This window comes from Hyphomicrobium sp. ghe19, from assembly GCF_902712875.1.
Classification (GTDB): Bacteria; Pseudomonadota; Alphaproteobacteria; order Rhizobiales; family Hyphomicrobiaceae; genus Hyphomicrobium_B.
Map to the genome: position 1 here is coordinate 2,749,623 of NZ_LR743509.1, position 18,712 is coordinate 2,768,334.

Here is an 18,712-nt window from a genome sequence, read left to right on the forward strand (position 1 = left end):
GTCATGACATCGCTCGCGCACTTCGAAGCGGTTGCTGGTTCGATTAAGCTTCCGGGAGAGGCCGTCATCGACGGCCGCCTCGCCGGCAGCGCGTCGGGCAGGACGTTCGACAACATCACTCCCCGGAACGGACGAATACTCAATCGCGTCGCGCAGTGCGATGCGGCCGATGTCGACGCCGCCGTCAAAAGCGCACGCCGGACATTCGAGAACGGGTCGTGGCGCAAGCTTCATTATCGCGAGAAGAAAAGGATACTTCTCAAGCTCGCTGATTTGATGGAGCGCGATATCGAAACGCTCGCCGTTCTCGAAAGCCTCGATGTCGGCAAGCCGATCTCGAATGCGCTCGGCGGCGATGTTCCGAATGCGATCCGCTCCCTCCGTTATTACGCCGAGGCGCTCGACAAGATTTATGGCGAGGTCGGCCCCGAAGCGCCGGACCGGTTTTCGTTCGTTGTCCACGAACCGCTCGGCGTGATCGGCGCCATCGTGCCGTGGAATTTTCCGCTCCACATGGCGATGTGGAAGGTTGCGCCTGCGCTCGCGATGGGAAACTCCGTCGTTCTGAAGCCCGCCGAGCAATCGCCTCTCACGGCGCTGAAGCTTGGTGAGCTGGCGCTCGAGGCCGGGCTGCCGGCTGGTGCTCTCAACGTCGTTCCGGGTTTCGGCACTGAAGCCGGGAAGGCTCTCGCGCTGCACAACGACGTCGACATGATCGCTTTCACCGGATCAGGCACGGTGGGCAGACTGCTGATGCAGTATTCCGGGCAGAGCAACTTGAAGCGGGTCAGCCTGGAGCTTGGCGGCAAGTCTCCGCACATCATTTTTGCGGATTGCCCGGATCTTGACCGCGCTGCCACGGAAGCCGCCTGGGGCGTCTTCTATAATTCAGGTCAGGTATGCACTGCCGGATCTCGCCTCCTCGCGCAGGATTCTGTAGCGGATGATTTCCTCGATCGGCTCATAAGGGTCGCCCGCAAAATCGTTGCCGGTGATCCCCTCGAGCCTTCGACCGCCACGGGCGCAATGGTGAGTGAAGCGCAGATGAAGACGGCACTACGCTACATTGAAACGGCGAAGCGCGAGGGTGGGTCCCTGGCGCTCGGCGGTAGTCGTACGCTGGCTGACACCGGCGGTTTCTATGTTGAGCCGACTGTGTTCGATCAGGTCAAGCCCGAGAACACGCTGGCACGCGAGGAAGTTTTCGGCCCCGTGCTCGCCGTCACCCGGTTCAAAGAGCCCGATGACGCCATTCGCATCGCCAACGATACGAACTATGGCCTCGCCGCCGGGCTCTGGACGAAAGACATTTCGCTTGCCCACCGCGCCGCCCGCGAGATCCGCGCCGGCCTCGTCTGGATCAACGGCTGGGACGCCTGCGATATCACGCTGCCGTTCGGCGGGTTCAAGCAATCCGGCTTCGGCCGCGACCGCTCGCTTCACGCACTCCATAAGTATGCCGACCTGAAGTCGGTATCGATCACGTTCTGACGCCCCCGGAGGCAATAATGAATATCAAGCCCTCGACCCCCTTCCCGACCGCCGCCCTGATCGACGGACAGTGGGTCACCTCGCCGAAGACGTTTGCGGTTCTCGATCCCGCGACGGGCGAGAAGATCGCCGATGTGCCGGATCTGACGCCTGAGGACACCAAGCGCGCCATCGATGCCGCTGCCAAGGCGTTCCCGGCGTGGACCGCAAAGCCCGCGAAGGATCGCGCGCAAATCCTGCGGCGCTGGTTCGATCTCATCGTCGCCGAAACGGAGTCGCTCGCGCAGCTGATGACGGCCGAGCAGGGCAAGCCCATCGCCGAGGCGCGCGGTGAAGTCGTCTATGGGGCGTCTTTCATCGAGTGGTTCGCTGAAGAAGGCAAACGCGCCTACGGCCACACGATCCCGACGACGGTTGCTTCGCGCCGCTATGTGACGATCAAGCAGCCGATCGGGGTTTGCGCGGCGATCACGCCGTGGAACTTCCCGATCGCGATGATCACGCGCAAGGTCGGCTGCGCGCTTGCCGCCGGCTGCACGATCGTCGTCAAGCCTTCGGAAGAGACGCCGCTTTCGGCCCTCGCCCTCGCGAAGCTCGCTGTCGATGCGGGCGTGCCTGCGGGCGTGTTCAACGTCATCACGACGCTCGATGGCCCAGGCTGCGGCAAGGTTCTGACCGCTGACGACCGCGTCCGGAAGCTGACGTTCACCGGATCGACCGAGGTTGGCCGCATCCTCTATCGCCAGTGCGCCGACACGATCAAAAAGCTGACGCTGGAGCTTGGCGGCAACGCACCGCTGATCGTCTTCGACGACGCCGACTTACAGCAGGCGGTCGCCGGGACGATGGCTTCGAAATTCCGCAATGCGGGCCAGACATGCGTCTGCGCCAACCGCATCCTCGTGCAGGCGGGGATCTTCGACAAGTTCGTCGCTAGTCTGAAGGAAGCCGCCGGAAAGCTCGTCGTCGCTCCGGGCCGCGATGCGACGTCCACGATCGGTCCGCTGATCAATGCGGACGCAATCGAGAAGGTGAAATCTCTGCTTTCCGACGCCGTCTCGCACGGCGCGAAGATCGAGATGGGCGGCAAGCCCGACGCACATGGCGAGCTCTTCTTTTCGCCGACTATCGTGACCGGCATCACGGACAAAATGGCCATCGCGACCGAAGAAATCTTCGGGCCGGTCGCTTCGATCTTCCGCTTCGAGACGGAAGCCGACGCGATCCGCATCGCCAACGACACGCCGTTCGGTCTTGCTGCCTACCTCTTCAGCCAGAACCTATCGCGGGCATGGCGGGTCGCGGAGGCGCTGGAAGCCGGAATGGTCGGCGTCAACGAGGGCGTCTTCTCCAACGAGGTCGTGCCGTTCGGCGGCATCAAGCAGTCGGGTCTCGGCCGCGAGGGCGCGCAGGAAGGTCTCGACGAATATCTGGAGACGAAATTCATCTGCCTTGGCGGCATCAGCGCCTAGCAGTCAAGTTTCGGCGGAGCAATTCGACTATTGCTCCGTTGAGCCATCATAGACAGCCAGCCCAACCTGAAGGACCGACAATGGCTACCTCTGCCGAACTCCAGGCCCGTCGCGTCGCCGCCATTCCGCGCGGCGTCGGCAACGTCACGCAGATCTTCGCCAAGACGGCGAAGAATGCCGAGATCTGGAGCGAGGACGGCAAGCGCTACATCGACTTCGGCGCGGGCATTGCGGTCGTCAACACCGGGCATCAGCACCCTCGCCTGGTGGCCGCGATCCAAGAGCAGCTGAAAGCCTTCAGTCACGTCTGCTTTCAAGTCACGCCTTACGAGAATTACGTCAGCCTCGCCGAGCGCCTGAATGCCATCGCGCCCGTTCCTGGGCCTGCGAAAACGATGCTCGTCTCGACGGGTGCCGAAGCGGTCGAAAACGCCGTCAAGGTTGCGCGCGCGTTCACGGGCCGCTCGGGTGTCATTTCGTTTGCGGGCGGTTTTCACGGCCGCACGCATATGGGCATGGCGCTGACCGGCAAGGTCGTTCCCTACAAGAAAGGGTTCGGACCGTTTCCGTCTGACGTCTACAATGTCGAGTTCCCGAACCTCTATCATGGCGTCAGCGTCGAGCAGAGTCTCAAGAGCCTGAAGTCACTCTTCAAGCACACGGCCGATCCGTCGAGCATCGCCGCGATCATCATCGAGCCGGTGCAGGGCGAAGGCGGCTTCAATATCGTGCCGAAGGATTTCATGGTCGCGCTCAGGAAGCTTTGCGACGACAACGGCATCCTGCTGATCGCGGATGAGATCCAGACCGGCTTCGCGCGAACCGGCAAGCTCTTCGCGATGGAGCACTATGGCGTCAAAGCCGACGTCGTCACCATGGCGAAGGGGTTAGCCGGCGGCCTCCCACTCTCGGCCATCGTCGGTCGCGCCGACGTGATGGATGCGTCGAACCCCGGCGGTCTTGGCGGCACGTACGCCGGCAACCCGATCGCGTGCGCTGCCGCTCACGCCGTGCTCGACGTCATCGAAGAAGAGAAGCTCTGCGATCGCGCCAACGCCATCGGCAAGATCATCATGGATCGCTGCGCGGCGCTTCAGCAGAATTCGAACCTCAATTGCATCGGCGACGTACGCGGACTCGGCGCCATGTGCGCGGTGGAACTCGTCAAAGACAAGGCGAGCGGCGAACCCGCGCCCGAACTCACCGCCGCGCTGCTCAAAGCCGCAAACGAGCGCGGCCTGATTTTGCTATCGTGCGGCACCTACGGCAACGTCGTCCGCTTTCTCGTACCATTGACGGCAAGCGATGACCTGGTTCGCGAGGGCATGGACGTTTTCGAAGCGGCGCTGACCGACGCCGTTGCCCGCGCAGCTTGATAATTCGGCTGCTCGCTCCGGGGAGCCGGCCGGCGAGGCTGAAGAGATAGAATAATTGACCTCGGTGACGCTCTTCGGGGAGCCGGGCCGAAATAGAGGAAAGTGACCCATGAACGTCCAAATCAAACCGAACGATCTTGAAGCGTTCTGGATGCCATTCACCGCGAACAAGCAGTTCAAGGCGAACCCGCGCTTGTTCGTCGGCGCCAAGGACATGCACTACATCACCAACGATGGACGGCGTGTTCTTGACGGCACGTCGGGTCTCTGGTGCGTCAACGCCGGTCACTGCCGGCCGAAGATTGCCGAAGCCATCAAGACGCAAGTCGAGACGCTCGACTTCGCCGGCACGTTCCAGATGGGGCACACGCGCGCTTTCGAAGCCGCGACCCGTCTCGTCGATCTCGCACCTGAAGGGTTCAACCACGTATTCTTCACCAACTCGGGTTCGGAGTCGGTCGAGAGCGCCCTCAAAATGGCCATTGCGTATCACCGCGCAAAGGGCAACGCCTCGAAGGTTCGCTTGATCGGCCGTGAACGCGGCTATCATGGCGTCAACTTCGGCGGCATGGCGGTCGGCGGCATCGGTCCGAACCGCAAGATGTTCGGCGCGCTCGTCGCCGGCGTCGACCATATGCGCAACACGCACGATATCGCTCGGAACGCTTTCTCACGCGGCGAACCGGAACATGGCGCCGAGCTTGCCGACGACCTCGAACGTCTCGTCGCCTTGCACGATGCTTCGACGATCGCCGCCGTCATCGTCGAACCCGTCGCCTGCTCGACGGGTGTTTTGATCCCGCCGAAGGGATATCTGAAGCGCCTTGAAGCCATCGCGCGCAAGCACGACATCCTCTTGATCGCGGATGAAGTCATCACCGCGTTCGGCCGCCTCGGCGTGCCGTTCGGCTCGGATTACTTCGGTATCTCGCCCGACATCATCACGACGGCGAAGGGCGTTACCAACGGCACCGTCCCGATGGGCGCGGTCTTCGTCAAATCGCACATCCACGATGCGTTCATGAACGGCCCGGATTGGATGATCGATTTCTTCCACGGCTATACCTATTCGGGCCATCCGGTCGCCTGCGCGGCCGCTATCGGAACGCTCGATACCTATGCCGATGAGGGCCTGCTGACGCGCGCGGCCGAGCTTGCGCCCTATTGGGAAGAGCGCGTGCATGCTCTCAAGGGGCTTCCGCACATCATCGACATTCGCAATATCGGCCTGATCGGCGCGGTCGAATTCGCGCCGGATCCGGCTCAACCCGGCAAGCGCGCCTACGAGCGGTTCGTCAAGGCGTTCGAGTCAGGCCTTCTCGTCAGGCAGACGGGCGACATCATCGCTCTGTCGCCGCCGCTCGTCATTTCGAAGGCTGAGATCGACCAGCTGTTCGACATCTTCACGAAGGTGCTGAAGGCGGATTACTGAGCCAAGCAAAGTCGCGCGCATAGCAAACAAAAATCAGAAAACGAGCTTTCAATGCAGATGATCGAGAATGCCATCAACGGCCGCCGCGCCGCTGTCCATGCTGCGCGAACGCAGCCCGTCTTCAACCCGGCGACGGGCGAGGAAGTTGCGCGGCTCCCTCTATCGAGCGCGGAAGATCTCAATGCGGCTGTGGCAGCGGCTAAGGCTGCCGCCGTTTCGTGGGGCACAATGCCGCCGATGAAGCGCGTCCGGCCGTTCTTCAAGTTCAAGGAGCTTCTGGAGAAGAACGCCGACGAGATTGCCCGCGCGATTTCGCGCGAGCATGGCAAGACGCATGCGGACGCGCTCGGCGAACTGGCGCGCGGGATCGACGTCGTCGATTTCGCCTGCGGAATTCCTCATCTCCTGAAAGGCGAGTTCAGCCGCAACGTCGGACCCGACATCGACAGCTGGTCGGACCGTCAGCCGCTCGGCGTTGTTGCGGGCATTACGCCCTTCAACTTCCCGGCCATGGTGCCGATGTGGATGTTTCCGGTCGCCATCGCGTGCGGCAACACTTTCATCTTGAAACCATCCGAGCGCGACCCCTCGGCGCCGATGCTGCTCTGGGAGCTGTTCCAGGAAGCGGGCCTGCCGGCCGGTGTTTTCAATATCGTGCACGGCGATAAGACGATCGTGGACGCCATCCTCGACCATCCGGATATTTCGGCTGTGTCGTTCGTCGGCTCGACGCCCGTCGCGCAATATATCTACGGCCGCGGCTCGGCCAACGGAAAGCGCGTTCAGGCTCTGGGCGGCGCGAAGAACCACATGATCGTCATGCCGGACGCGGACATGGATCAAGCCGTCGACGCTCTCATGGGCGCGGGCTACGGCTCGGCCGGCGAGCGCTGCATGGCGATTTCGGTCGCGGTTCCGGTCGGCGAGAAGACGGCTGATCGCCTCGTCGAAGCTCTCGCACCGCGCGTCGCCAACCTGAAGGTCGGCCCCGCATCGGATGCGGCATCCGAAATGGGCCCAGTGGTAACGGCAGACGCGAAGCAGCGCATCACGTCGCTCATCGACAAGGGCGTCGCGGAAGGCGCGAAGCTCGTCGTGGACGGCCGCGGCCTGAAGCTCCAGGGCTATGAGAACGGCTACTTCCTCGGCGGCACGCTGTTCGACCGGGTCACGCGCGACATGACGATCTATCGCGAGGAGATCTTCGGGCCGGTTCTTTCAGTCGTTCGCGCCCAGACCTATGACGAAGCCGCCGACCTCATCAATACGAACGAATACGGGAACGGCACCGCGATCTTCACCCGGGATGGCGATACCGCGCGCGCCTTCGCCGATCGCATCGAAGTCGGTATGGTTGGCATCAACGTGCCGCTGCCGGTTCCGGTCGCCTATCATTCGTTCGGCGGATGGAAGAAGTCCGCGTTCGGAGATCATGCGATCTACGGTCCGGAAGGCGTGCACTTCTATACGCGCTTGAAGACGGTCACCTCGCGCTGGCCGGCCGGTATCCGCAAGGGCGCGGAATTCAATTTCCCGAGCTTGAAGTAAAACAAATGCGGCGCCAGATCATTCGATCCGGCGCCGCACTTTTTTAAAGACAACGGAATGTTCCGCGGGCGAACGACTTTGGCTCGCCAAAGCTCAATCAGCGAAGATAGGGGCAGACCCGCTCGACGCCGCGGCGATCGATGTACGTGCCGGTCCGATAGCTGAACTCCGGGAAATCCCGCGCGCAGCGGTCCATATCCACGTGATCGGCACGATGCTCGGCGACTGCGGACGCGATCAACGCGCCGCCGACGATACCGCCGATGAGGGCTCCCGGACCCCAGCCCCAACCACCGCCGCCGCGCCAACCGACGTTCGTCACGCCGTTGTTGTGCGTCAAAGCCGGTACGCCAGCACCGAACGGGGCTGCGGCTGCTTGCTCGGTCGCCGCAAAAGTTGCCGTCATGGATACGGCAACGAGAGAGGATGCGATTAGTTTTTTCAGCTTGGTCATTGATCCGTTCCCACCGAAACGATGTGCCTTTCCCGCCTAACGCAGCCAGCGAATTGATCCGTCGCTAAACCGCGAAACGATCACAGGCATTGATGAATCGTTGAAAAAAAGATGGCGCGCGTTCGCGACATTTCGAAGGCACCGCGTGGCGCAATACGTCGCCGATAGAACGCTTCGGAGAACAAGTGCCGGAATAGAAAAACCGGCCGCTCCGGGGGGAGGAGCGACCGGCTTGATGGCCGCCGGTGAGGGATCCGGCGGCACGGGGGTTCTTTCAATTACTCAGCAGCGAGACGAAAAGTACGACTGGTTTCTACACTGTCGAAACCTAACGATGCCGCCACGGCCGCATGCGTTATGCGCCCATTCTTGACGTTCAACCCTGCTGCTAGATGGGGATCTCTATCAAACGCCGCAAGGCCTTTTTCCGCAAGCTTCAAGACGAATGGCAGCGTTGCATTATTGAGGGCCTGCGCCGAGGTTACGGGAACGGCGCCCGGCATGTTGGCGACGCAGTAATGAATGATGCCGTCGACTTCGAAGGTCGGATGAGCATGGGTCGTCGGCTTCGATGTCTCGAAACATCCGCCCTGATCGATGGACACGTCGACGAGGACGGCGCCCCTTTTCATGTCCTTCAGCATCGCGCGATTGACGAGCTTCGGCGCGCTCGCGCCTGCGATCAGCACCGCGCCGATCACGACATCGGCTGCGAGCACTTCGTGCTCGATCGTCTCCATCGTCGAGGCCAGCGTCGTGGCGCGGCCATTGAAGACTTCGTCCAGCTGACGGAGACGGGGGAGCGAGCGGTCTATAATCGAAACCTCTGCACCGAGACCCACGGCCATGCGGGCCGCATGCGTGCCGACGACGCCGCCGCCGAGCACGACGACCTTGGCGGGCTTGACGCCCGGAACGCCGCCCAGCAGAACGCCACGCCCGCCTGTCGGGCGGCGCAGAGCAATCGCGGCTGCTTCAATCGAAAGACGGCCGGCGACTTCGCTCATGGGGGCAAGAAGCGGCAGGCCGCCTGCCGGATCCGTGACCGTTTCGTAGGCGATGGCCGAGACGCCCGAATCCATCAGGCCAATCGCCTGGGGAGCGTCGGGAGCAAGGTGCAAATAGGTAAACAGGATTTGATCGGACTTAAGGCGCTTCCACTCGGCCTGCTGGGGCTCCTTAACCTTGACGATCAGCTGAGCCTCCGAGAAGACCTCTGCCGCCGTCTTGACGATGCGAGCGCCGGCCTTTTCGTAAACGGCGTCGTCGGCAAATATGCCGGCTCCGGCGCCGGACTGGACGATGACCTCATGACCGCGGGCCGCCAGCTCGCGAACGGAGCCTGGCACCAGACCCACGCGAAATTCGTCAGTCTTGATTTCCGTAGGAACACCGATCCGCATATCCCCATCCCCTCAATTGGCGCCTCAATAGGCCGCCTGGTCTTCTGTGCGTAGGCTGGCACAAAATCCGTGCCATTACCCAGCAATTTCGCTTGCCGTTGGCCGATTTTTCGCAGCAAATCATCGTCGTTTGGATGAAGGACGCTGGAAAATGGCGGAAATTGCGATGGATGCGCTGGATAAGGCGATTCTGACCGCGCTTCTCGCCGATGGCCGCCAGAGCCAAGTCGAACTGGCTGAGCGCGTGCCCCTGTCGCCCACGGCTATCGGCCGCCGGATCCGCGCCCTCGAACAGTCAGGCGTCATCTCGGGGTATGAGGCCAAAGTCAATCGCAAGGCCCTCGGCTTCACGATGATGGTGGTCGTGCAGATTAGCCTCGAAAGCCAGAACCAGGATCTACTGGTAGCGTTCGAACAGGCCGCTGCCGCGGCCCCGTCCGTCGTATCCTGTTACATGATGTCGGGGCAGGACGATTATCTCATCACGGTGCTGGCGAGGGATCTCGCCGATTTCGAACGGATCCATAAGGAGCAGCTGTCGCGGCTCCCCGGTGTTTCCCGATTGCATTCAAGCTTCGTGCTGCGCGAGGTTACAAGCCGATCCTTGCCGGGATCGAGCTTGCTCCGCTAGGCGACCATCGCGCGACGATTGCTCGATCGATTCCCTCGATCGATTCCCTGGCCCGTCAAGGTGCGAGAGCAGCTGCGGCGGAAGCAGGCGGCGCATCATCGGCGTCCCGCTGGTAGGACGTCTGCATCGCAGAACCGTCGCGGCCATAGATGTCCGGGCGGAATTCAATCGATCCGGTTGTCGGCTCAGCCCACGCTGTGATGTAGGTGAAGTAAACCGGAATGGGACGCGTCAGCTTCAATTCCATGGGCTGGCCCGAATCGAGCTGCTGACGGACGCGGCCCGGCTGATCCCACCCGGCCTCGTAATGCGCGATCCAATCGCCCAAATCGAATACGTTCTGCACGCGAACGCATCCGGCACTGAAGGCGCGGCTGCGCTGGTCGAACAGATTTTTCATCGGCGTGTCGTGCATGTAGACGCCGTATTGATTGGACATGTCCAAACGCAGCAGGCCAAGCGCGTTCTTCTCTCCCGGATCCTGCTTGAACTTGTAGCTGGCGGTCTGGGGTGACGACCAATCGATGGTCTTGCGATCGAGTTCGGGTCCGTTGACGCCGTTGTAAACGCGGATGCCTTCTTGCTCGAGGTAGCCGGGCTCCTTCCGCAGGCGCGGGATGAGGTCGAGCGTTGCGACACTTTCGGGCACGCGCCAAAACGGGAAGAAGTTGAGCGCCTTGATCATCGCGCGGACATCCGGCGTTTCGCGGCCCTGCCGTCCGACGATCACGCGATGGCGAAGCTGAACTTCGAACTTGTCGACGGCTTCGAGCTGGAATGCCGGAACATTGACCAGCACGTACCGCTCTTCGACGCCCTGCATAAGGCCGCGGAGCCGATCGTAGTTCAGTTTGAGCTGCGCCAAGCGCTGTTCGGCCGTGATGTTCAGCACGGGATAGACCGATTGCTCGATTCGTCCCGTCTCGCGGAGACCGTTACGCTTCTGGAAGCGCTTCACGCCTTCCGTCAGTTCGGAGTCGAACGTTTGGACATCGTAGTAGGATCCCTTCGCGGGCATGTCGCCGCTGATCCTCAGGCGCTTCCGCAGAATCGGAACGCGCGGATCATCATCGCCTTCACGCAGCATGCGCCCCTGGGGGACGACCGGCCAGCCGCCGCTATCGACGATCTTCTGATAACGCTCGATCGCCGCGGCGACGGCATTGAGCATCACGTCGCTGCGCCACGGGGTTGCGTCCGGCCTCAGGTCATCGAGTGCAACGGGCGTCGCCGGCGGCGGAGTATCGCTCGCGCCCCGACCGAAGCTCGGCCCCTGAATCTGATCCCAAAGGCTGATTTGCGCGTGACCCGGCGTCGCGAACTGCGGGAGAAGCTGAATGACCGAAACAACCAGCATCAGCGCGGCTGCCCTCAGAACCGAAGTTCCAAACCGCGTTGTCAAAATCACATCCCTCATCCCGCTCGCCCGGCTTTCCGCTAATTGATGCGTACCAGTTATAAAACTTCTTCCGGCTACGCTTTTGAATTTCGACGCTGCTCATCTATGTGGCAGCACACGTGCCTTTTCAGCCACTTAACTACCAGCACCCATATGGCCAAACAGTGACGATCTACCAACCCGATCCCGTCGCTGCCAGAGGCCGAAATGCAGATCTGTGTTGCAGGCGGGCCCCGCTTCGCCGCCCGTTTACGGCCTAGCGGGAGAAATGGTCGTAGCCCAACTGCCGCCCGTCGATCGGCGTTCCCTGCTGGTCGAGAATTTCGAATTTCCGCCCGGCCCCGAGCACACCGAGGTGACTGATCTCGATTCCGGCTTCCCTTGCACCGCTTTTGAAATCCGCGATTGAGGCGTGAGGGACGGCAACAAGCAGCTCATAATCGTCCCCCCCTGTCAGGATGGTTTTGGCGAACGCGGCGTCATGGGCCAGTGCGGCGCTGACGGCCGAAGACATGGGGACGGCGGCGAGGCTGAGAGAAATTCCCGATGGTCCGGCGAGCCGGGCGAGGTCCTTCATCAGGCCATCGGAGATATCGAGCGCGGCGGACGCATGATTTCGCAATGTTTCAACGAGCGCGATCCGGGGGCGCGGCCGGAGATAGCGGCCGAGAACGAAGGCGCGCTCGTCGCCGGACAGCACGCGATCGAAAGCCGAGGGATCTCTGCGGACGGCTAATCCGAGCGCCGCATCGCCAATCGTTCCCGTGACGAAGACGTGGTCGCCGGCCGCCGCTCCCTGGCGGGGGACGAATTTACCGGCCGGCACGGCACCGAAGATCGTTATGCCGATCGAGAGCGGACCGGGGGTGCGGTCGGTATCGCCACCGACGAGACGGCAGCCGAAGCTTTCCTGTGCGCTTCTGAGCCCTTCGGAAAATCTCGTCATCCAGGCGCGTGTGGGTGCGTCCGGCAGGGCGAGTGTCAAGATATAGGCGAGCGGTCTTGCGCCCTTCGCAGCCATATCCGAAGCGTTTACGGCGAGCGCTTTCCAGGCGACGTCCTCGGGCGCGTCGTCGATGAAAAAGTGTACGCCGGCGATGACGGGATCGCTGCTGACGACGAGATCGGTTCCAGGCTCGGGAGAGATCAGCGCGGCGTCGTCGCGAAGTCCGAATGCGCCCGGGCTACCTGCCGCGAGCGGTGCCAAATACGTCTGCACGAGATCGGTTTCGCTTTGGATCCGATCTTCTGGCCGGTCCTCTGACTCTGGCGCGTTGGCGTGCGTTGGCAGCATGCTTTCCAAGCCCAGCGCTCGCGCGCTACGTCCTCAGGATGGCGTTACTCGCCTTACGAATTCGTGGCCCCGAACCTTTCGCGCGATCTTGTCGAGCACGCCATTCACAACGCGGGGTTCTTCGTCATCGAAGAAGACGTGCGCGACATTGACGTATTCGTTGATGGCGACGCGGGCCGGAACGTCGGCCCGATCAACGAGTTCGGCAACGCCTGCCCGGAGAATGGCCCGCAAAATGGAATCGACGCGTATCAGGCTCCAGCCGATTGCGAGCTGCTCGTCGATCATCGGATCGATTTCGCGCTGCCGGCGCAGTACCGCACGCAGGATGTCGGCGAAGAAGACGCGGTCCGCCGTCGCCAGAACTTCATCGCGACTATCGCCTTCAAAGCGCTGCTCGATGAACTCGGCTATGACGTCGTTGACGTCCGTTCCCGCCATATCCATCTGATAGAGCGCCTGCACGCCCGCGATACGGGCTGCGGTACGAGGCGTTATTTCCTCCAGCTTCGATTTGCCTTTGGAGGTCATGCCGTCGTTTCCCAGAAAGCGCGCTTCGCCTCGATGAGCCGCAAGCATGCGCGCGCGGCATCGCCGCCTTTACCCGTAATTCCGCCTTCTGCGCGCGCCACTGCCTGTTCGCGCGTATCGACGGTGAGAATGGCATTGCCGACCGGAATATTCTGGCCGATGGCCACTTCCATCATCCAGTGGTTCGCGTTGTTGCACACGATATCATAGTGCGCGGTCTCTCCGCGAATGACGCAGCCGAGAGCCACTGCACCGTCGAACGCGGTTCGTCCGGCTGAGCGCGCGTCTGCCGCGGCGGCCAACACCTGGGGAATTTCGAGCGCACCCGGAACGGTAATCCGCTCGTAGGTGGCGCCGCGCTTTTTGCACTCGGCGATCGCGCCCTCGATGAGCAGATCGGCGATGTCCTCGTAGTAGCGCGCTTCGATGAAAAGAATGTGCGCGCGAATCGGAGCCGCGCTCTTTTCGTCCCGCGGTGCTCCTGGCGATTTCTGAATCATGTGTCGTGCTACTCGATTTTTCTGGTGCCGGTCACACGCAGCCCGAATGCTTCGAGGCCGACGTAGACATGCTGCGGTTGTGTCGTGAGAAGCACCATGTCCTTGACGCCAAGGTCCGCAAGGATCTGCGAGCCGACGCCGATTTCAACTTGGCGCCGTTCCTTGCTCAAGTCTGCGAGCGCGCCCGGTGTGTTTCTCCGCGTCACCCAATCAGACACGGATTTGGGACGCAAGTCTCGAATGAGAACTAAGACGCCGCGGCCTTCGGCTTCGATGGCGCGCATCGATTGCTCAATGACCGTGCCGCTCTCGGTGTGGCCGTCGATGCCGAGCACGTCGTGCAGCACGTTCAGGGCATGGACGCGTACCAGGACGGGACCGCCCTTGGAGACGTTGCCTTTGACGAGCGCCAAGTGTTCGCCGGTCTCCACCGTCGTTTCATAGACGTGCAAATCGAAGCTGCCGGCCGTCGTCGTTTCGACGGGCGTCTGAGCGATGCGCTTGACGATGCGATCGTTCTTGAACCGGTAGGCGATCAGATCCTCGATGGCGCCGATCTTCAGGTCATGGTGCTTGGCGAAGCGGGCGAGGTCTGCCATGCGCGCCATCGTGCCGTCTTCGTTCATCACTTCGCAGATGACGGCGGCGGGCGAAAGACCGGCGAGCTTTGCTAGGTCAATCGATGCTTCGGTGTGGCCCGCGCGGACGAGGACGCCGCCGTCGCGCGCGATCAGCGGGAATACGTGACCGGGCGAGACGATGTCGCTCGCGCCTTTCGTCGGATCGATGGCCGTCGAGATCGTGCGAGCCCTGTCGAAAGCGGAAATGCCCGTCGAGATGCCTTCGCGTGCTTCGATCGACTGCGTGAAGGCGGTGCGGTTGCGCGAGCCGTTCGTGCGCACCATGAAATCGAGATTGAGTTCGCGGGCACGCGCCGGCGTCAGCGCGAGACAGATCAACCCGCGTCCGTGCTTGGCCATGAAGTTGATGGCATCGGGTGTCGCCATCTGCGCCGGGATGATGAGGTCGCCTTCGTTTTCGCGATCTTCCGCATCAACGAGAATGACCATCCGGCCGTTCTGCATTTCCTCGACGATCTCTTCGATCGGCGAGAGCGCACTGTTGCTTCCCGTGGATTGCAAATTTGTCGTGCCCGACATCATGGGCGAAACTCCATCAGGCGCGCAACGTAGCGCGCGAATACATCGACTTCGAGATTGACCAGATCGCCGGGGGTTTTCGCGCCCCAGGTCGTAACCGTCAAGCTGTGCGGAATGAGATTGACGCCGAAACGGGCTTCCGCAACCTCGTTGACCGTCAGGGAGGTCCCGTCCAACGCCACAGACCCCTTGGCTGCTATATAGCGGGAAAGATGCTCGGGCGCTTCCAAAAGAAAGCGTTTGCTGTCGCCATCGCGGGTGATTGCGATGATTTTGGCGACGCCGTCGACGTGGCCGGACACGATGTGGCCGCCGAGTTCATCGCCGGCACGCAACGATCGTTCCAAATTGACGCGCTTGCCGGGTTGCCAGCTGCCGAGCGTCGACTTGGCCATCGTCTCGTTGGAAACGTCGACTGAAAATTCGGCGCCATCAGCACGCGGCGTTATGGCCGTCGCCGTGAGGCATACGCCATCGCAGCAGATGGAAAGCCCTGTCTCTTCAGGCTTAAGCGCGTAAGCCGTTTTCAATGTAAAGCCGCCGGGCGCTTTCGCGATCACCTCGCCGACATCCGTAATCAATCCGGTAAACATCTGATCAGCGTCCTTCCTTGTCCGCTTTGTCCGCTAAGCGGCGAAGCCGCCACATCGTATCGGTGCCGATTGTCCGCCGTTCGACGGCCGTCATCCCGAGCGGACCCACCCACCGCAGGAGGGCATTCTGCGCATCGAGATCGGTCGGGTTGCCGGCCATGTAAAGAACGATCTCGTCGACAAGAGAGGCTGCCGCGAAGGAGCGCCATATCGCCGGGCCGCCTTCGACGAGCAAGCGGGTTATTCCGCGCGCGACGAGCGCTTCCATGATCGAGGGCAGCCACAGCGCATTTCCGACAACGCCGACGTCGACGATGTCCGTGCCTCCGGCCGCGATCGCACTCACTCTTCCGGGGTCAGCGCCCGGTGCCGTCATCAACCAAACCGGAACTTTCGCTGCGCTCTGAAACAGCTTCGCGCGCGGTGAAAGATCGAGCGAGCGCGAAAGAACGATGCGAACGGGCGAGCGGCCTATCAGGCCGGGCAGTCTGCACGTCAGTTCCGGATCATCGTCTCTGACTGTCGCGCTGCCGACGAGGATCGCGTCGAATTCACTGCGCAGCAGCATTCCGTGAGCGCGCGCTCTTTCGCCGGTGACCCAAACAGGTGCCGAGCCCGAGCCCCGCGCGATCTCGCCCTTCTCGTCGAGGGCGAGCTTCAGGGTGACGAAGGGGCGGCGCTCGGTGATCCGAACAACATGCCCTCGCGTCAGCCATCGCGCCCGTGCCGCGCCTACACCGCGAACGACCTCAATTCCGGCGTTTCTCAGCCTATCGAGACCACGCCCGGCGACGCGAGGATCGGGATCTTCGATCGCGACGACCGCGCGTTTCAACCCGGCCGTTGCGATCGCATCGGCGCACGGGCCCGTCTGGCCGTAATGCGAGCACGGCTCGAGGGTGACGTAAATCGTTGCGCCGCGCGCTCGTTCTCCCGCTGCCGCAATCGCTGTCGTTTCGGCATGCGGACGGCCTTTGTCCGCCGTCCTCGCGCGCGAGATCAGCTCGCCTGTCGCCTCGTCCGCAATGACGGCGCCGACGGATGGGTTCGGCGCCGTTGCGCCGAGTCCGCGCTCAGCCATACGGAGCGCGATCTCCATCATTTCGTCGTCGAACGCACGACCTGGGAAACTCGACATTGCTGGTCAGTGCTTCTTCTGGCTCACGATCTTATCGAGAGCGGGGGTACCGAACCGCTCGTTAAGATCGAGCGGCTCGAGCGTATCGCTCGCGAGTTCGCGGAGGACGGAATGAAAATCCGCGGCATCGCGAAAATCTCGATACACGGACGCGAAGCGCACATACGCGACGGGGTCGAGCTCGCGCAAGGCAGCCATGACGAGCTCGCCGATTTCGGCAGACGTTATTTCCGTTTCGCCCGAGCTTTCGAGCTGGCGGACGAGGCCGGAGACGAGACGGTCGATTCTCTCGGGCTCGATTGGACGCTTGCGCATCGCGACGGAGATCGATTTCGAAAGCTTGTCGCGATCGAACAGGACCTTGCGACCCGAGCGCTTGAGGACCGTCAGCTCCCGAAGCTGGACGCGTTCGAACGTGGTGAAGCGACCACCGCAATCGGCGCAGATGCGCCGGCGCCTGATCGCGGCATTTTCATCCGACGGCCGGCTGTCTTTGACCTGGCTATCCTCGCTTCCGCAAAATGGACAGCGCATCCTTAGCTCCTCGCAATCGCGGCGACCGCTCCCTATCGGCGCCGCCTCCTTACCGCTCAAACCGGCTTCGTCTTAACCACAAGCCAGATTCCGGCGGCGGCACACATTCCCGAGATGGCCTACGGCAAGGTTTTCAACAATGAGAAAAGACGTGCTTTGGCCCATCGTAGTCCGGAACGCGAGATTATCGTTACTTATAGCGTGTTCCGGGAGTGTTCGCGCGAAGCGGTGTCACACTGCGAAGAGCGTCGAGCATAATGACGGCCATGCCCAAATAAAAAGAGCGCCGGACGTATCCGGCGCTCTCGATCGATTGAACCTGCCGTTCAGCGCAGGCTTACGTTCAGCTTAGGCGTAAATCGGGAAGCGTTCGCAAAGCGCCGTCGCCTTTGCCTTGACGGCGGCTTCGACCGCAGCATTGCCCTCTTCGCCGTTCTTCGCCAAGCCCTCGAGAACTTCCGTGATCAAACGGCCGATTTCCTGGAACTCTGCGACGCCAAAGCCGCGCGTCGTGCCGGCCGGCGAACCGAGGCGAATGCCCGACGTCACCATCGGCTTCTCGGGGTCGAACGGAATGCCGTTCTTGTTGCAGGTGATGTGAGCGCGTTCGAGCGACTTCTCGGCCTTGTTGCCGGTGAGCTTCTTCGGACGGAGATCGACGAGCACGACGTGCGTGTCGGTGCCGCCGGAGACGAGCGCGAAGCCGTTCTGGACCAGCACTTCACCCAGCGCCTTGGCGTTGTCCATCACGCTCTTGATGTAGACCTTGAAGTCGGGACGGAGCGCTTCGCCGAAGGCAACGGCTTTCGCTGCGATGACGTGCATCAGCGGGCCGCCCTGGATGCCAGGGAAGATCGCCGAGTTGACCTTCTTCGCGATCTCTTCGTCGTTCGTCAGGATCATGCCGCCGCGCGGGCCACGCAACGTCTTGTGCGTCGTCGTCGTGACGACGTGAGCATGCGGGAACGGGCTCGGGATGAGGCCTGCTGCGACGAGACCGGCGAAGTGCGCCATGTCGACAAGGAAGTGCGCACCGACTTCATCGGCGATCGCGCGGAACGCGGCGAAGTCGATCTTGCGCGGATAGGCCGAACCGCCGGCGATGATGATGCGCGGCTTGTGTTCGTGGGCGAGCTTCTTCACCTCGTCCATATCGATCAGGTGGGTGTCAGGCTTCACCATGTAGTGGACAGCCTTGAACCACTTGCCCGACTGGTTGACGGTCGCGCCGTGGGTCAAGTGACCGCCGGCTGCGAGCGACAGGCCGAGGATCGTATCGCCGGGCTTGGCGAGTGCGTTGAAGACGCCCTGGTTGGCCTGGCTGCCCGAGTTCGGCTGCACGTTGGCGAAGCCGCAGTCGAACAGCTTCTTGGCGCGGTCGATCGCGAGTTGTTCCGCGATGTCGACGTACTGGCAGCCGCCGTAATAGCGCTTGCCCGGATAGCCTTCCGCATACTTGTTCGTCAGGACCGAGCCTGCAGCGTCGAGCACGGCCTGGGAGACGATATTCTCCGAAGCGATCAGCTCGATCTCGTTCTGCTGGCGTCCGAATTCCTTCTGGATGGCGCCGAAGACTTCGGGATCGGTTTCAGAAAGGTGCGCTTTGAAAAAGCGCGAGGTTTGCGAAGTTGCTGCCGGTGCAGTCGACATGGGCTTTCCTCTAAATTGGGGAAACGTTTTTTTAGCGCTGGCGGGCACTTTGGAGCAAGCCCGGACCGGCTTTCAACCATAGTTGCGAGCTACTATGCCAGCGCTC

At 62.1% G+C, this 18,712-nt stretch carries 17 protein-coding genes; 6 read left to right on the plus strand and 11 right to left on the minus strand.

Going from position 1 to position 18,712, the window contains the following annotated elements; translation table 11 throughout:
- Positions 1–3 precede the first annotated feature (3 nt).
- The 5 genes from AACL53_RS13300 to AACL53_RS13320 all read left to right on the plus strand — a co-directional run bounded on the left by AACL53_RS13300 (position 4) and on the right by AACL53_RS13320 (position 7,319).
- Positions 4–1,491 carry an aldehyde dehydrogenase gene (locus AACL53_RS13300; RefSeq protein WP_339085004.1) on the plus strand — a complete coding sequence of 496 codons (1,488 nt, stop codon included), beginning with the start codon at positions 4–6 and terminating at the stop codon, positions 1,489–1,491.
- Positions 1,492–1,508: 17 nt separating this feature from the next.
- A complete protein-coding gene (locus tag AACL53_RS13305) occupies positions 1,509–2,963 on the plus strand; it encodes an NAD-dependent succinate-semialdehyde dehydrogenase (protein WP_339085005.1) in 1,455 nt (484 codons plus the stop codon).
- An 80-nt stretch (positions 2,964–3,043) separates the two neighbouring features.
- The gene (gene gabT / locus AACL53_RS13310) at positions 3,044–4,339 is read left to right on the plus strand and encodes a 4-aminobutyrate--2-oxoglutarate transaminase (RefSeq protein ID WP_339085006.1); all 1,296 of its coding nucleotides are present in this window, start codon (positions 3,044–3,046) and stop codon (positions 4,337–4,339) included.
- Positions 4,340–4,448: 109 nt separating this feature from the next.
- The gene (locus tag AACL53_RS13315) at positions 4,449–5,771 is read left to right on the plus strand and encodes an aspartate aminotransferase family protein (protein ID WP_339085007.1); all 1,323 of its coding nucleotides are present in this window, start codon (positions 4,449–4,451) and stop codon (positions 5,769–5,771) included.
- 51 nt (positions 5,772–5,822) lie between these two features.
- Positions 5,823–7,319, plus strand: a complete 1,497-nt coding sequence (locus tag AACL53_RS13320) for a CoA-acylating methylmalonate-semialdehyde dehydrogenase (RefSeq protein WP_339085008.1) — start codon at positions 5,823–5,825, stop codon at positions 7,317–7,319.
- Between the two features lie 97 nt (positions 7,320–7,416).
- On the opposite strand, the gene AACL53_RS13325 is transcribed toward AACL53_RS13320, so the two are convergent.
- Positions 7,417–7,773 carry a hypothetical protein gene (locus AACL53_RS13325; protein ID WP_339085009.1) on the minus strand — a complete coding sequence of 119 codons (357 nt, stop codon included), beginning with the start codon at positions 7,771–7,773 and terminating at the stop codon, positions 7,417–7,419.
- A 278-nt stretch (positions 7,774–8,051) separates the two neighbouring features.
- Entirely contained in the window at positions 8,052–9,176 is a 1,125-nt protein-coding gene (ald, locus tag AACL53_RS13330; RefSeq protein ID WP_339085010.1) for an alanine dehydrogenase, read from the minus strand.
- 151 nt (positions 9,177–9,327) lie between these two features.
- On the opposite strand from ald, the gene AACL53_RS13335 reads away from it, so the two are divergent.
- On the plus strand, positions 9,328–9,807 hold the full coding sequence (locus tag AACL53_RS13335) for an Lrp/AsnC family transcriptional regulator (protein WP_339085012.1): 480 nt from the start codon (positions 9,328–9,330) through the stop codon (positions 9,805–9,807).
- Between the two features lie 55 nt (positions 9,808–9,862).
- Here the strand turns inward: AACL53_RS13335 and AACL53_RS13340 are convergent, their stop codons facing one another.
- The 9 genes from AACL53_RS13340 to glyA form a co-directional block, all read right to left on the minus strand.
- On the minus strand, positions 9,863–11,224 hold the full coding sequence (locus AACL53_RS13340) for a L,D-transpeptidase family protein (protein WP_339085013.1): 1,362 nt from the start codon (positions 11,222–11,224) through the stop codon (positions 9,863–9,865).
- Between the two features lie 238 nt (positions 11,225–11,462).
- Positions 11,463–12,500 carry a thiamine-phosphate kinase gene (thiL, locus tag AACL53_RS13345; RefSeq protein WP_339085014.1) on the minus strand — a complete coding sequence of 346 codons (1,038 nt, stop codon included), beginning with the start codon at positions 12,498–12,500 and terminating at the stop codon, positions 11,463–11,465.
- A gap of 33 nt (positions 12,501–12,533) precedes the next feature.
- Complete coding sequence (nusB, locus tag AACL53_RS13350; RefSeq protein ID WP_339085015.1) at positions 12,534–13,031, minus strand: transcription antitermination factor NusB; 498 nt, start codon at positions 13,029–13,031, stop codon at positions 12,534–12,536.
- Positions 13,028–13,531, minus strand: a complete 504-nt coding sequence (ribH, locus tag AACL53_RS13355; RefSeq protein ID WP_339085016.1) for a 6,7-dimethyl-8-ribityllumazine synthase — start codon at positions 13,529–13,531, stop codon at positions 13,028–13,030. Before ribH ends, nusB begins: the two co-directional genes overlap by 4 nt.
- Positions 13,532–13,539: 8 nt before the next feature.
- The gene (gene ribB / locus AACL53_RS13360; RefSeq protein ID WP_339086939.1) at positions 13,540–14,691 is read right to left on the minus strand and encodes a 3,4-dihydroxy-2-butanone-4-phosphate synthase; all 1,152 of its coding nucleotides are present in this window, start codon (positions 14,689–14,691) and stop codon (positions 13,540–13,542) included.
- On the minus strand, positions 14,691–15,284 hold the full coding sequence (locus AACL53_RS13365) for a riboflavin synthase (RefSeq protein ID WP_339085017.1): 594 nt from the start codon (positions 15,282–15,284) through the stop codon (positions 14,691–14,693). The genes ribB and AACL53_RS13365 overlap by 1 nt, the downstream gene beginning before the upstream one ends.
- A 4-nt stretch (positions 15,285–15,288) precedes the next feature.
- Positions 15,289–16,422 (minus strand): bifunctional diaminohydroxyphosphoribosylaminopyrimidine deaminase/5-amino-6-(5-phosphoribosylamino)uracil reductase RibD, encoded by a 1,134-nt coding sequence (ribD, locus tag AACL53_RS13370; RefSeq protein ID WP_339085018.1) that lies wholly within the window; start codon positions 16,420–16,422, stop codon positions 15,289–15,291.
- A gap of 6 nt (positions 16,423–16,428) precedes the next feature.
- Positions 16,429–16,956, minus strand: a complete 528-nt coding sequence (gene nrdR, locus AACL53_RS13375; protein WP_339085019.1) for a transcriptional regulator NrdR — start codon at positions 16,954–16,956, stop codon at positions 16,429–16,431.
- A 348-nt stretch (positions 16,957–17,304) separates the two neighbouring features.
- The gene (glyA, locus tag AACL53_RS13380) at positions 17,305–18,606 is read right to left on the minus strand and encodes a serine hydroxymethyltransferase (protein WP_339085020.1); all 1,302 of its coding nucleotides are present in this window, start codon (positions 18,604–18,606) and stop codon (positions 17,305–17,307) included.
- Positions 18,607–18,712 lie beyond the last annotated feature (106 nt).

Coding starts and splice junctions, on each gene's coding strand:
- AACL53_RS13300 (WP_339085004.1), top strand. CDS start 4: ATGACATCGCTCGCGCACTTCGAAGCGGTTGCTGGTTCGATTAAGCTT.
- nrdR (WP_339085019.1), bottom strand. CDS start 16,956: ATGCGCTGTCCATTTTGCGGAAGCGAGGATAGCCAGGTCAAAGACAGC.
- gabT (WP_339085006.1), top strand. CDS start 3,044: ATGGCTACCTCTGCCGAACTCCAGGCCCGTCGCGTCGCCGCCATTCCG.
- AACL53_RS13335 (WP_339085012.1), top strand. CDS start 9,328: ATGGCGGAAATTGCGATGGATGCGCTGGATAAGGCGATTCTGACCGCG.
- AACL53_RS13325 (WP_339085009.1), bottom strand. CDS start 7,773: ATGACCAAGCTGAAAAAACTAATCGCATCCTCTCTCGTTGCCGTATCC.
- AACL53_RS13315 (WP_339085007.1), top strand. CDS start 4,449: ATGAACGTCCAAATCAAACCGAACGATCTTGAAGCGTTCTGGATGCCA.
- thiL (WP_339085014.1), bottom strand. CDS start 12,500: ATGCTGCCAACGCACGCCAACGCGCCAGAGTCAGAGGACCGGCCAGAA.
- ribD (WP_339085018.1), bottom strand. CDS start 16,422: ATGTCGAGTTTCCCAGGTCGTGCGTTCGACGACGAAATGATGGAGATC.
- ribB (WP_339086939.1), bottom strand. CDS start 14,691: ATGTCGGGCACGACAAATTTGCAATCCACGGGAAGCAACAGTGCGCTC.
- nusB (WP_339085015.1), bottom strand. CDS start 13,031: ATGACCTCCAAAGGCAAATCGAAGCTGGAGGAAATAACGCCTCGTACC.
- glyA (WP_339085020.1), bottom strand. CDS start 18,606: ATGTCGACTGCACCGGCAGCAACTTCGCAAACCTCGCGCTTTTTCAAA.
- AACL53_RS13305 (WP_339085005.1), top strand. CDS start 1,509: ATGAATATCAAGCCCTCGACCCCCTTCCCGACCGCCGCCCTGATCGAC.
- ribH (WP_339085016.1), bottom strand. CDS start 13,531: ATGATTCAGAAATCGCCAGGAGCACCGCGGGACGAAAAGAGCGCGGCT.
- AACL53_RS13365 (WP_339085017.1), bottom strand. CDS start 15,284: ATGTTTACCGGATTGATTACGGATGTCGGCGAGGTGATCGCGAAAGCG.
- ald (WP_339085010.1), bottom strand. CDS start 9,176: ATGCGGATCGGTGTTCCTACGGAAATCAAGACTGACGAATTTCGCGTG.
- AACL53_RS13320 (WP_339085008.1), top strand. CDS start 5,823: ATGCAGATGATCGAGAATGCCATCAACGGCCGCCGCGCCGCTGTCCAT.
- AACL53_RS13340 (WP_339085013.1), bottom strand. CDS start 11,224: ATGAGGGATGTGATTTTGACAACGCGGTTTGGAACTTCGGTTCTGAGG.